12 protein-coding genes are annotated in these 13778 nt (G+C 59.3%); 11 read left to right on the forward strand and 1 reads right to left on the reverse strand.

Annotation, left to right across the window (positions count from 1 at the left end; all coding sequences use genetic code 11):
* Positions 1-21 precede the first annotated feature (21 nt).
* From JWR98_RS23140 to JWR98_RS23190, 11 genes are all read left to right on the forward strand, one after another.
* Positions 22-228, forward strand: a complete 207-nt coding sequence (locus tag JWR98_RS23140) for a hypothetical protein (protein ID WP_205491298.1) — start codon at positions 22-24, stop codon at positions 226-228.
* A complete protein-coding gene (locus tag JWR98_RS23145) occupies positions 207-1838 on the forward strand; it encodes an asparagine synthase-related protein (RefSeq protein ID WP_205491299.1) in 1632 nt (543 codons plus the stop codon). The genes JWR98_RS23140 and JWR98_RS23145 overlap by 22 nt, the downstream gene beginning before the upstream one ends.
* On the forward strand, positions 1835-2887 hold the full coding sequence (locus JWR98_RS23150) for a Gfo/Idh/MocA family protein (protein WP_205491300.1): 1053 nt from the start codon (positions 1835-1837) through the stop codon (positions 2885-2887). The genes JWR98_RS23145 and JWR98_RS23150 overlap by 4 nt, the downstream gene beginning before the upstream one ends.
* Before the next feature lie 28 nt (positions 2888-2915).
* Entirely contained in the window at positions 2916-4856 is a 1941-nt protein-coding gene (locus JWR98_RS23155; RefSeq protein ID WP_205491301.1) for a hypothetical protein, read from the forward strand.
* A 29-nt stretch (positions 4857-4885) separates the two neighbouring features.
* Positions 4886-5926: a hypothetical protein gene (locus tag JWR98_RS23160; protein WP_205491303.1), complete on the forward strand. Its 1041-nt coding sequence runs from the start codon at positions 4886-4888 to the stop codon at positions 5924-5926.
* A complete protein-coding gene (locus JWR98_RS23165) occupies positions 5923-9360 on the forward strand; it encodes a LamG-like jellyroll fold domain-containing protein (RefSeq protein WP_205491304.1) in 3438 nt (1145 codons plus the stop codon). Before JWR98_RS23160 ends, JWR98_RS23165 begins: the two co-directional genes overlap by 4 nt.
* The gene (locus JWR98_RS23170; protein ID WP_205491305.1) at positions 9336-10037 is read left to right on the forward strand and encodes a hypothetical protein; all 702 of its coding nucleotides are present in this window, start codon (positions 9336-9338) and stop codon (positions 10035-10037) included. The genes JWR98_RS23165 and JWR98_RS23170 overlap by 25 nt, the downstream gene beginning before the upstream one ends.
* 31 nt (positions 10038-10068) lie before the next feature.
* Entirely contained in the window at positions 10069-10617 is a 549-nt protein-coding gene (locus JWR98_RS23175; RefSeq protein WP_078733234.1) for a hypothetical protein, read from the forward strand.
* Between the two features lie 22 nt (positions 10618-10639).
* Positions 10640-11680, forward strand: a complete 1041-nt coding sequence (locus JWR98_RS23180) for a hypothetical protein (protein WP_205491306.1) — start codon at positions 10640-10642, stop codon at positions 11678-11680.
* A gap of 120 nt (positions 11681-11800) precedes the next feature.
* Positions 11801-12448 (forward strand): hypothetical protein, encoded by a 648-nt coding sequence (locus tag JWR98_RS23185; RefSeq protein WP_078733232.1) that lies wholly within the window; start codon positions 11801-11803, stop codon positions 12446-12448.
* Between the two features lie 132 nt (positions 12449-12580).
* Entirely contained in the window at positions 12581-12940 is a 360-nt protein-coding gene (locus JWR98_RS23190) for a hypothetical protein (RefSeq protein ID WP_205491307.1), read from the forward strand.
* Positions 12941-13222: 282 nt separating this feature from the next.
* Here JWR98_RS23190 and JWR98_RS23195 read toward each other — a convergent pair whose 3' ends face one another.
* Positions 13223-13633, reverse strand: a complete 411-nt coding sequence (locus tag JWR98_RS23195) for a hypothetical protein (RefSeq protein ID WP_078733230.1) — start codon at positions 13631-13633, stop codon at positions 13223-13225.
* Positions 13634-13778: the final 145 nt, after the last annotated feature.

Consider the following 13778-nt stretch of genomic DNA (forward strand, 5'->3'; position numbering starts at 1 on the left):
TTCGACGATGGGGCAGGGGATATGTCTGGGCTGCTGGCCCCCATGTGCCGGGCAGTGGGCATTGCTTTTGAACGCCTGCCTTCGCGCGAATACAACCACACCCTGTGGTGCGGGCAGCTGTTCAACCGCACGCAATTGCTCGACCTGCTCGGGATGGCCGCGCAGCCCATGAGCGATACCGACGTGTTGACCCGGGCCTGTTTGACGTGGGGCGTGGGCCGACCCTGAGCCGGATCAGCGGCAAGTTCGCGCTGGCCCACTGGAATGCCGAGCGGCAGACCTTGACCCTGGCGTGTGACCGCACGACGGAATTCACACTGTTTTACGGGCGCATCGACGGTCGCTGGGTGTTCAGTTCCGACTTCGCGGCTTTTCGTCCGCTGCATGGGCACCTGGAGATTGACCGTCAGGCCCTGGCGCTGTTCGTGCGGTATGGCTTCGTGCCAGCGCCGCATTCGCTGTATCGCGAGGTCAGGAAACTGCTACCCGGCCACTGGGTATCGCTATCGGCCCTCGCCCCCCATGCCCCCGCCAGGCAGCAGCCTTATGCGCCATCGTTGTTTGCTTGCCAGCCGAGGCCCCGGGCCAGGATAAGCAATGAGCAGGGCGCCGTCGTCGCCTTCGAAAGGCTGCTGTTGGACGCCATCGAGGCGCGCCTTGCGGGCGGTTCGGTCGGGGCGTTCATGTCCAGCGGCTTTGATTCGACCCTGGGAGCGGCGTTGCTACAGAAAACCTGTGGCCAGGCGATCGACACCTTTACCGTGGGCTTTCATGGCATGCACTGCAACGAAGCCCCGGCCGCCAAAGCAATCGCCCGGCACCTGGGCAGCCGACACCACGAAATCTATCTGGATGACCAGGCACTGGCGACGGTGGTGCAGGACATTCCCGGTACCTATGGCGAACCTCTGGCTGACTCCTCGCAATTGCCTTCGATGTTGCTGGCGCGTGCGGCGCGGGAGCGGGTGACACAGGTGTTTGCCGGTGACGGTGCCGACTGCGTGTTGGGCGAATACGCCCAACGGCTGGACATGTACCGGGGCTTTCTGCGAGCGCAGGCGCTCGGACCGCAGCTCAAGCGGGTGCTGGTTCAAGGGCTGCCACGCCTTGATCGGTGTTGCCCGCGTCTGGGCCGCGCCGTGGCCGCCTGGTTGGCGCAGCGTTTGAGCATTGACGATATGGGTCGCGATGCGGTGGAGGATGTCTGCGGCGTATTGGCCGCCAACGGTTTGGGCCAGGTCGAGCAAACTCTCGGCGCCCGGATACTGGACCCGGCACGCCTGGTGCTGGGTGCGGAACCTGTGGACATTCCCTGGCCAGGGCTGGATCACGCGCCACGCTTGTCGGTGTTGCTGGACCAACTGGTGCAGGTCCAGGGCGAAATTCTGTTGGCGCCGGTGGTGCACAAAACCACCGCCGCCTGCGCCGCACAAGGTTTACAGGTGGCGATGCCGTTTCTCGATGTGCACGTGCTGGGCTATGCCGGCGGCTTGGCGCAGCGTCTCAAATACCGCAAGAAAACCTCCAAATGGCTGCTGCGCCAAGTGGCTTACCGGCACATTCCGCCCGCCTTGCTGGACCGTCCGAAACTGGGCTTCAGCATCTGGCTGAGCCCACTGTTGCGCGGACCGCTGCGGGGGTGGGCCGAAGACTTGCTCGCGCCCGAACGCTTGTCCAACGACGGTTTTTTCGATGCGGCGCAGGTACGTCGGGAATGGAACCGCTTGCTGTATCACGGGGAAAACTTCAGGGAGGAACGGCTGTGGTCGATCCTCATGTTCCAACAGTGGCTGGGGACCTGCCAGACACTGCCCAACAGCCTTCGGAGTGCGTCATGAGCGCGATTAAAATAGCCTTGATCGGATGCGGCACGGTGTGTGATTGGCACCTTGAAGAATTGGCCAAGTTACGCGACCTGTTCCAAGTGTGCTGGCTGTGCGACAACGTTCCGGGCAAGGCCGAGCAACTGGCCCGTAAATGGCAAGTGGCACGCTGGACCGAAGACTACCAGCGCGTGTTGGACGATCCCGCCATCGAATGCGTCTGGGTGCTGACGCCGCCGTTCAATCATGCCGAGGTCGCCATTGCCGCGTTGCGGGCCGACAAGCATGTGTTCTGTGAAAAACCCTTGGCCAAGGACTCTCGGCAATGCCGGGACATTGTGCAAATCGCCGAAGACAGCGAGCGCGTGTTCCTGCTCGGTTATCCAATGCGGTTTTCCGCTGACGCCGGCAACCTGCGCAGCGTTGTGCAAAGCGGTGTGTTAGGCCGCCCCGTCGTGTTTCGGGATATCTGGGCCGTGTGCAAGGGCTCTGACAGCCCGGCGATCCACGATGCGCAACTGGGCGGCGGGGTGGTGTTTGAACACACCCATTGGCTGGATTTCGTGACCTGGATGTTTGGCCCCGCGCAGAAAGTCTATGCCTCGACCCGCAAGCTCAAGTTCGGACCTGCCACCGCCCATGACACGCTGGTGGCGGTGATCGACTTTGCCAGCGGTGACCAAGCGTTGTGGTCCGAGTCCTGGGCCGCCACCGGCATGGGATGGGACCCCCTGTGTGTGGGGCGTGCCGGTATCCGTCCGACCTTCGATGTGATCGGTCAGCAGGGTGTATTGCAATACCCCAACGCCCATGGCGAGAAGGTGTTGAGCCTCTATCAGTACGACCGGCCGGAGCAACCTGTGCGGAGCTGGACCTGGCAAAACGACTGGGGCACCAACGACGACGCCTTTCCCAACGAACATCAGCATCTTTATGACTGCATCCGTCATGGCGCATTACCGGTTTGCCAGGCTCGGGATGGCCTGCGAGCGGTACAACTGGCCGAGGCCATTCTCCAGTCCAGTCGAAGTGGTTTACCGGTGTTCTTCGAGTCATTGCCGTAGGCATTCAACATCAACAAGGAGCGTTCTCGTGCAGCAATTCAATCAGATCGTGTCGGTGAATTTTCAGGGTGTGGTGGTGGTGTTCGGGCGTGAACTGGCCGGCAAGCAGGCGATTTATTTTGATGTGCTCGGCCAGGATGTCGACGTCAATGACGATGACCTCGACTGGTCGGGTTTCACCCAGGTGACCTTCACCGAACAGGTGCGGCAAGTGGGCATGAGCCTGATCACCGTAACGTGCGATGCCTCGACCCTGGTGCCGTCGACGGCGCCGTTTCGGGTGGTGACCGACCAGAAGTACATTTCGGTGATCCAGCAATCGCGCAGCGGCACCTTGTACGTGAACCGTTTTCGTTTGCTCAAGAACAAATCCGGCACCGACCAGAAGACCACGGCCTATGCGCTGACACCGGCCTGGGAAGTGCGCTTTGCCCGCAGTCACAAGGAAGACGTGCCGGCGGACAAGTCTGACAAACAGGACTTCCTCGACCCCAATGCCCAGCCGTTCCTGGAGCCGTCCCTTGAGCTGTCGATGATCACCGGCGTGGCGGGCGGCAACTTCGATGTGCTGCTGTTGCCGGTGGCAGGCAGTGAAAGCTTCGCGTGGCAATTTCTGGCTCTTGATGTGGCCGGGACCTCAGTCAAGCTGTTCAACTTTCCGGCTACCGACAATGGTCTGTTCGACGTCACGGGCAAACCCATTGGCAGCGACTTACGGATCTTGCCGGACAGCGTGTTCAGCGTGGCCAAGGCCGGTTCCACCACGGCCCTGGCGATCACTTCGGCGCCACGCGCCGTGACCTACGTCAAGCACGAAAAAGTGGTACAGCCCGACGGATCGAGCATTGGTGTGCGCCGGGCGACCCGGGCAATGCTGACTCTCACCGTGGCCGACGGCAACGCCGTGGCTACCGCGACCCTGGATTCGGCGATCGGAGTCGCCGGCAACATGGCCGATCTCGCGGGCATGATTGAGACGTCCGACATTGTCCCGGCCGAATTCGATCTACGTTTTGACGGTGTATCCAGCCTGGGCCTGTTGCCGCCCGCCAGCGGCGCCAACCCACTGTCTATCACCGGGCCGTTCGAGGTCCGCCTGATGCTCGCGCCGGGAATCAAGGGGGATGGTCTGCAAGTGCTGGCCGGAGCGGCTCAGGCGGATGAAAAGAACCTCGCCCCCTATGTATCGATTGTCGACGGCGACAAAATTGAAGTGGGCTTTGGCAATGGCAGTGCCCGGGTCAGTTGCCGCACCTTGCACCAGGTGTTGTTCAGCGCGGTATGGACCGACCTGCATCTGCAGTACGGCGGCAAGGGCGACAACCCGTTCACCCTGACGGTGAATGGCTCCGGCGTGCCGCTGACGCCCAGCACCACGGCGGCCGAGCCCTGCGGTACGCCGTTGGCGCTGGTGGGGGCGGCCACCGCCGGGTTTGTCGGAGCGCTTAAATCACTGGAAATCCAGGTGGCCGGCACCCGCGTGGTGCTGCTCGATTGCAACAGCGTGAACTATAGCGTCAACCCGCCCACCACACAGAATCAGGCTGCCTCGGGGGTGACGGTCACGGTGCTCGGCGCTCGCCTGGAGCCTTCCGCCTCGCCGGTCAACAGCGACATGAGCGGTGCGTTTTACATCGACGCCATGGGCCTGACGTACTACGCAGGCCTCGCCGGGTTTATCCGTCCGGGCGCCGCGACCTGTTTGATCGACGGCTCCGATGGCTTGCTGCATTTGTATTATCAGGGCGACGCCGGGCTGCTGACAGTGGCGCAGTTTTCCACCCAGTCGGCGCGTGCCACGTTCACCGTGGACTGGACCACTCAATGGAACAGCAGTGGCCAGAAAGCCTTGGCCCTGGCGCAACCCTCGAAGTCCGTTGCACTGTACCGTGGCTGGCGCTGCGAAGCCTGGACACCAGTGGGCGCACGTTTGCTGGCAGCGCCGGACACACCCAGAGCGGCTTCTTGAATTTTGTCGCGCACCGGGTGGGTACTTACATGAACAGCGCGCAGATCAGTGTCGCTGCGTCGAGCGTGTCGCCGCTGCTTTGCGACATCAGCGTGAAGGCGGCCCAGGGTGTGGGTTCGGAAACCTGGCGCGGATTACCGCGTGATGTTGGCCTGTTGTCGCAGATCTGGAATGGCGCGGGTGCCAATAACCCCGATGACCCGGATGTACTGAACCAGTCAAAACCCTATTACGACTATGCCGCCAGCGCACCGGCGGTATTGGTACCGACCTTGACGGGAGGCAACGGCAGTTTCTTTTTGGTGACTTCGGTGCCGCAACTGCCAGTGACCCTAAGTTCAGTGCAAGTGGCTGCCGGTAGCACCGGGGAGTTTGTGGTCATCGACGTGAAAATCGCCGCGCCGCCGCGCTGGCCCGCCACCGCCAGTCTCAACCAGCACTGGCCTGCCGTACCCGCCGCACCGCGCGCCTTGCTCGATGTGTTTGCCGGCAAGGCAACGCATTACGATTACAGTACCGTGACCACTGCGGGCAGCCGTGCTTACGGTTTGTCCATGAGCCTGGGGCGCTCCGACGAGCAAGTCAGCCATGTGCTGGTATTCGTACGCGATGAGCAAAAGGACTTTACCGTCACGGTCGCGCCAGGCAGCCGACCCACGTTATGCAACGTGGCGATGTGTGGGGTGAGCCTGGTGGATGTGCCGCGCGAACAGGCGGGGTTTGTCCGGGTGCTTAACGGCGACGCCTCTGACTACAGCTACCCCACGGGTTATCAGAGCGGTCTGGCAACCCTGATTTTTGCGCTCGGCAACGGCTTGAGCGCGGACGTGGTTGACACCTCGGCACCCGCACCGCAAGGGGGGGCATTCGCGTATGCCGGTCTGCTGCGCGTATTGTTCCAGGGCCAGAGCTACGATGCTCCTGGCATGGCCACTCAAGCGCTGACGCCGGCGGCGGTGATTCAGGGCGCGCGCCTGGCTTTCAACGGGCGCGACGATGCCATTCGCGGCTCGATGCTGTTTGGCGCGCTGATTGACTCGCCGCCCACCGACGTGGTGTCGGGCGGTTGACCGACACCACCGTGCACCAGGGCGGGGTGGCGCCGGTACTGACGCCAGGGGTGAATGGCGGCTGGATGCCGTTGCCACCGACCTTCAGTCTTGACTTTAATCAGCCGGGCAAAGCCAATTACGTGGCGTTCAACGTCGACAAGGCGTTCTCGCCCTCGGATCAGTTGGCGATATTGTCGGACCTCACGGTCGAGGGCTGGCTGTACCAGAATGACAGCCGGATCAATCCGTCTTCGCGGGCCTTGACCTATAACGTCATGGGCAATCGTCAACACCCGGATTTACCGGTGCAATACATGCTCGGCGCGCGGCAAGGGCCGGCGCTGGTCACCACCGACAGTACGTTTATTACTCGCTCCTTCAACTTCAAGCCGCCGGCCTTGTCGTTGCAGATCTACGTCTATATGGCTGACAGCGACTTGAGCGGCACGCTGCTGACCGTCTCGCAAATACGCGGCAGCGATGAATATGTGTCGCTGACGGTGGATGACACCGGCAGGGCGGTGTTGACGTTCCTGCAAACGGCGGGGCAGGTGCAGACGGCTCAGCCACTGCCGGTCAACGCCTGGGTCTGCCTGACCGCCGTGGTTGAGGAGGCGGGGCAGGGGCAGGTGACGTTGAAACTGTCCGTTAACGCAGGCGTGCCGGTCAAAACCACGGCGGCCAACAACTTCCAGGGGGACCTTGGGGCGTTGACGGTGGGCAGCAACAGCAACGCCGGCTTGCCGGCGCGTATCAACGGGGTGGCGTTCTGGCAACGAGCGTTGTCCGACAGCCAGATGCAAAACAGCTACAGCTATGGTTTTGCCGACACCGATTCGATGCTCGGGATCCGCTGGAACCTGGCCGAAGGCAGCGGCACAGTGATTATCAACTCCGCCGCGACCGGAAGCGACTACGACGCGTCGGTGACCAACCCGGCAAGTACGGCATGGGACAGTCATGGCGCGTTCCAGGTGCCTTATGCCGCGCGTAATGACCTGGTGCTTGCCTCCAACCGCATCCTCAAGGGCTGGACCCACGTCGCACTCGCGTCGAGTCAGGGGCACGGCCTGAAACTGACCGCCAGCAATTATGGCAAGGTCACCGACGGCGATGGCTTCAATCCATCGAGCACCTTCGCCTTGGAGGCCTGGATCTTCCCATCGGCCCTCAACCGCAAACAGACCCTGTTGGAAAAAACCGGCAGTTATTCGCTGTATATCAATACCCTGGGTCAAATCTGCCTGACCGTCCAATTGCAAAAGGACGGGGACAAGTACGACGATCCACCGGTCAATTTCACCCATGAGGTGAAGTTCAACATCAGTGCCGCCACCACCACCTACGTCGCGCTTAATTTCAGCACCGGCACCGTGGCCAATAACAGCGGTAGCCAGAACTATGTGGCACAGAAGTATTTCGTGCGTGCCGGGCTGTACCTCAACGGCGCCCTGGCGACCGAAAATGTGGATAGCACGCTGGACCATCCCGCCACCGTACGCAGTCAGACCTCGTCCTACTATGTGGGGGTCAATGCGGACTTGAGCTTCAACTATGAGGGATTGATCTCCCATGTGCGGGTGTGGAACCGCACCCTCAACACCGACTACATTGCCCGCACCTGGGCGTTGCGCCAAACGCCTGCCTCCACCGACGGGCTGGTAGCCAGTTGGGATTTCGATGAAATGACGGGCACCACCGCCCAAGACCTCACCGGCAATAACACCCTGGTGTTGACCAGTAACCAACTGTGGACGATCTGGCAGGATGTGGCCCAGGCCAACATCATCGTCAATGGCCGCAGCAGCTTGCCATTGCGCCTGACGGTAACCGACGTGGGCGGCTATCAAGACAGTCAGTTGACCTTTGGCGGCGCACTGTCGGGCACTGCCCTGACGGTCCCCTACAGTGGGCAAATCGATGACGTGCGGTTGTTTTCCACGCGGCTGACCGAGCAACAGATCCGCGAAAGCATGAACAAGGCGCTGACCGGTGGTGAGGATCACATCGCGGCCTATTGGCGGATCGAAGCCGGCTCCGGGCCGACGGTGTATGACATGACCGGCTATGGCAACAACGGTACCTTGATGCCGACAGCCAGCCCGCCACTGTGGAAGAGCTCCTCTGCACCGATCCAGAACGAAGCGCAATACGTGGTCAATGCCCTGGGCGGCCTCCCTACCTACTTCGTTGCGCGGATCGACGGGCAGCCCTCGGTCATCGAATACGCCAGCGCCGAAAGGGACGCCTACGGCAAGGTGTTCAGCGTGATGAAACGCGGTTACTTCTACCCCAACGCCGAGGGTGTGACGGAGCTGGAGGTGGGCTACAAGGTCGGTGACCTGGACACCCTGTATGTTGGCCAAGTGCAAAGTAAACCGACCATCATCGGCTTTATCGAAGGCGGCCCACCGTTGCCCAGCGAGAACCAGACCCTGGCCTATTGGGTCGGCGACGGCGGCGGTCCGGCCCCGGACTATGCCTCTGCGTGCTCGGTCACCTACCAGGAAAGCGAATCAAAAAGCTGGACCTTTACCGGCAATAAAACCTCGACCTTCAACGGCGAATTCAATCTCAAGGGCGGCCTCTACCAGAAGAGCAAAAGCGATGTGTCGGCAGGCCTGGGGTTGGAGGCCGGGACCATGGTTCTGGAAACCACCATTACCGGCGGAGCGAAAATGGTGCTTTCAGGCAACCTGGGCGATGGGCTGGAGGTTTCGCAGAACCATTCCAGCAGCGTCAGTCTGTCGACCTCAATGACCCCTTCAGGCACCTGGGAGCCGGCCAACGCCTTGCTCAACCCGGTGGTAGGGCGCCGCTATATCCAGAACAACGTGGGGATCGCGCTGGTCAAGTCGTCCACCGCAGACCTGTACATGCAGGCCCTCAAAGGCACGCAGACCCCGGTGGGCTACGTGCTGGCACCAAACGCGACGATTCCGGTGGACACCAACATCATTGATTTTCCGATCAACCCCCGTTACGTGAAAAACGGCACGCTGGACGGCAAGGTCGGGCTGGTCAACGACCCGGATTACCCTGAAGCCAACGACGAGCGCGGCAGTTACTTCAAGCCGCTGGACGCCTATGGCACCAAGCGAAGGATCGAAAAACAGGAGCAGCAGCTCAAGGCCTACTACGACCAGTTCGACGTCAACAAATACCGCACGGTGGCGGCGATGGACAACCTGCGGGACAAGCTCAAGTCCAACCAGTTCTATGATTTCGCCAACCAGAAAAACCTGCGCAGCCTCTACAACAATTACGTCTGGACAGCGGCGGGGGGGCTGCACAAGGAGGAACACAGCTTCGCCAACAGCTACAGCGAAACCTACACCGGCACCAGCACCCTGACCTTTGCCGCCGCCTTGAGTTCAAGGCCGATATCGGTACGCCGTTCGGGGGGTATTACATCGAGGCCGACACCTTGCTCGGCAACACCTGGACCATGACCGCAACCAAGTCTGAAGCGCTGTCCAACGGTTTTGCCCTGAGTTGCAGCGTGACGCCGACCAACTTCCTGCCCGCACCGATCCTGACCCAGGAGGCCGACGGCCTGAAATTCAGCGGATACGCCGCCAACGCGGCCCCCGGCAAGGTGGACGCCTATCGCTACATGTCGTTTCTGTTGTCGCCGGCGGCTGAGAATTTCACGGTACTGGCCCAGGTGATCGACCCGAACTGGCTGAACAACTCCACGACCGCGGCGGCCGCGGCCATGCGCGAGGCTATGAACAACCCTTGCGAACCCTGGAGAGTGATGTACCGCACCACCTACGTCAGCCGCGTGCCGGCCGCGTTCCAACCGGTCAAGGCCGACACCAATGCGCCCAACATCACCCCGCCGGCGAATCTGCCCTCCAACCGCTGGCTGGTCGACGTGATCGGCCAACAACTGAACAAGCCTGACCCGACGCGTCTGGAAATCGGTACGGCAATTGACACGGTGCTGGGTAGCCCCGGCGCCGTCCCCGGCCTGCTTAAGGATCTTATCCCGTGGTGGGCCGCGTTCTATTCGGCGGCAACAGTTTATGGAACGGATGAATTCCTTGAACTCGCCGAACTGCGGGTCGACTTGCTGAACTACATGTCCAGCAAGTACGAAGCAGAAAACTACCGCACCAGCTGACACTCAACCACATAGTAAAGGAGTTACGAACATGGCTGAAGCCACAAGCTTGGCAGTGACCGGGATCTTTTCCGGTCTACAAATAGCGGCAACAGGTAACGCAGGACTGGTGAAAACGGCTTGCGCCGTTTCGGCGACGACAGGCTATGTCCTCGCCCGCCAACTGACCTCCGATGGCACGGCCTATACCGTGCTGACGGCGACCAACACCCAGCCGGCAACCGACCCGGCAAGCCTGGTAGTGGAAGCTCGCTACGCACAGACCATCAGCCTCGCCGAACTGGATCTGGAGGTGCGGTATACCGACATTCCGGCGGGTAGCGAGTTATCGGTGGAGGCGCCCGACAGCGCGCTGGGGATCTCTCGCCAGGCCATCAACGGTACCGGCCTGGTCGGCTCCCAGAGCAAGAAACAGGCGGCCTTTGAAACGAGCCTGCAATTGAGTCTGTGGGTGACCAACCCGGATCAATTGAAAGCCACCTCGGTGGTGACCCTGAGCCTCTCGAGTATCGAGGGCAGCAGTGGCGGTCCCGTTAAGAAGACATTGCTGCAGAAATTCCAGATCAACTTGTCCCACTGACACTCTGTAAGGAATACAGATTATGGCTAAGGAAACATGGAGCGGGATCGTCGTCCGCGCAACGCTGGCTGAAGACGGTACGGTACCGCGCAGCTCGTCGTCGGGCTCGCCCGACATCATTCTCGCCGGCAAAACGCCGCTGGAGCATCCCGAAGAGCTGACGCTGGCGGCAAATTACAACAACGCCTATGACAACCACCTGTATGTCGGCTGGCCGAACTTTCTCTACGTGCGGGGTAAAAACTTCACCACCGGGGATCTGGCAGGCAGTTGGAGTTTATATTGGGCCACCCCCAACATCCTGTTGTATCCCTACTTGTGGGAGAAGAACCAACTGGCGACGTCTTCCAACGACAAGAACCCGAAGTTCACCATCAAGGCCGGCGCCATCGGCGCCTCGACGGATTGCTTCACCTGGGTGCCGCCGGATACGTCGGACCACTATTGCATGATCGCCGTCGCCATCACCGCGGATCACGGCAACCCGCTGGCAGGGGTGACCAACATTACCGACCTGGCGGACACTCTCTCGAAAAACGCGAACATTGCTCAACGCAATGTGCAGATGGTGCGCGGTGATGCGCCGCAGGTGGTCAGTTACGCCGGTTACAACCAGGGCGACGAGGGCGCAACGGTGGATTTGGCGGTGGTGTTTGAAAACATCCCCAAGGGCACCTCTTATACAATCGCCTCGGGCACTCCGCTCAATGGCAATATCCTGCACCATGACGCCACGAATACTCAGGACAACAACTTCAAATACGCCTGGGTCGGTCAGGAAATCCCCGCCAACTGGACAACCAAGTTCACCTTTACGCTGGTGTTCGGCACTGACTGGTCAGGTATCCCGCCTAACAAGCCGCCGAAGGTGACCATCCGTGGCGAACTGGTCCAGGGTACCCGGGACCGCCTCTATCACAACCCATCGGCCTATCATCCTGATCCTGCGCCCCATCCTAAAACAGGCGTTCTACAAGTGCGTCTCGACGAAGACGGCGGGCCAGTGAAGGTAATCGTCGCAGGCAGCGTGACGACGCAATACACCGACATAGGGCCCAAATAAACACGGCATCGGACAGGTGCTGGCTTGCCGGGGGGCGATCTCATGTTTGAGGTCGCCTGCCTTCAGGTCTCGTGTGTTTTAAATACAGCAATGGCACACATCGTGTGAACGGTGATTTTTATGTCGACGACCGAGTTATGGGAATTAAACAACCTTATGACATCGCTCAACGGTATGAGCGATAGAGTCTCCAAGATCGTCAAACAAGCGCTCGTGGTAACCGAACAAGGATCGATTGATGTATTCATACACGACCTTCCACTCGGACCCGCGCTGGCGACTGCGCAAGATTCATTCAAGCAGTATGCGAATGAATCATTGGACCTGAATGGGGCCTACGGGAACATAGTTGATTACTTGTATGGTGTTACGCATTCTTGCGACAAAATTTCAAGAAGCATAGAGGACAGAACAAGCTCGGCGGCATGTTTTTTACAAGTGTTATATCAAGTGAAACACATGGCAACGGCTGCCGAGGACTTGCCGAAGGATTATTCATCCGATTATCAAACGCCGGCAAAAGTTCTGACAAATGCTATCAACCTGAGGATTGCTGACCTTAGCGGAGCAGATGGCATTATCGGAACACGAAATAAAATGGAACAAGTAAGGCAAGCGTTGTCGGCTGATGTCGACGAGATCATAAAAGACAGTCAGGCCATCGGAAGTGATGTTACGGATTTGGTCATCAACCAGCCAATCAACAAGGCCATACCCGTCGATCAGCTTATTACCGACTGGGCGAAGGGGCTTCAGCAGGCTGCATAACTGATGAAACGGCGCCCGGCCACAAATGCCAGGCGCCTTTTATATAGAAAGGTGATAATCATGGCTAGCAATCTAACATCCAATATCAACTCATAGGATGTCGTTGCGAAGCTTGACGACCTGCGCGCGAAGGTGGCTGGCAATGTCGGTGATATAAGCGAGGCATTGGAAAAAGTTCAAGCGAAATATGATGTGCTGAGCCACCAGTGGCAGGACGCGATAAACGCATGCCGAGGCTCTGAGTTTGGTGTGCAAGTATGTGCCATGGCTCAATTTGGCGACGCCAATTATGATAATTTTATAATTGGCGGCTTTTTAATCAGCAAACTTACATTTGCGAAAAATTGTATATCTGGCCTGGTGGCCGATATCTTGCCGCTTACGTCTGCCTTTGATCAGCTCGAAGACACCACCCGCAACATGCTGGAGGATATTCAAGATGGCTTTGCGGACATTCCGGATATTGAAGATTTTTTGAGCCAGTTAAAATGAATGGGTAAAGAGGAGGAGGGGGGCGGATGGTGCTGCGGGGTAGGCTGCGCCAAGACATTAAGAACGTGGACGATGGTCGGTACAACTAGTGAAACGAAGCACATGAATACGAGTGACGCACACAGTATTTTGCCGGCGTTGGTGAGGACGGTTTCGGTATCAAAAGAGGAACCGGCTAGGTCGTGGCCCGTTAAGACAATCAATTCGGCACGGGATAGGCGGCCAGGATTCTGAAATCCAATCGCCACCCGTCCTCAATACAGTGCAATAACAAATCCTGACTCAGATCGACTCAAGGATCTCTCTACGACGACTGCAGTATTCGTCCTCGTCAATGAGATTGCGCTGCTTAAGAGACAACAGCTTTTGTAGACGCGCTTCGATGTCGTTCACAAGCGGCGCTGCTACATGGACATCCAGGGAGCGCTCACTGGCGCCAGCACATGCGGCATTGATGTCGTTCATCAGCGCGACTTCGTCAAAGACCGTTTGGCCTTTCTTGTCGCGCATAAGGTTTGAATATGCGCGCCCTAGTGCCAAGGTCTGCTGGCGTAAATCTGCGTTGCGAGGGTCGGCTTTGAGATTCGCCAGTGAGCGCTGGTAGGCCTCTCGTGCTTCTGTCTTTGCCTTTTCCTGGGCGTGAGCCCACCAAGCTGCGATGACTACGACGGCAATCAGAATGACCCAGATCATTTCAACAATCCCTTGATGGTGTGAGTGAAGTTTGCCGAATGATACTACATAGCCATCTTTCGTCTACGTAAAGGGCATTCGCTATAGGGTGGGCGAACGGCCTGACACATTATTTAACATAATATACATTATGCGAACCGTCCTA

This window comes from Pseudomonas lactucae, assembly GCF_016937615.1.
GTDB lineage: Bacteria > Pseudomonadota > Gammaproteobacteria > Pseudomonadales > Pseudomonadaceae > Aquipseudomonas > Aquipseudomonas lactucae.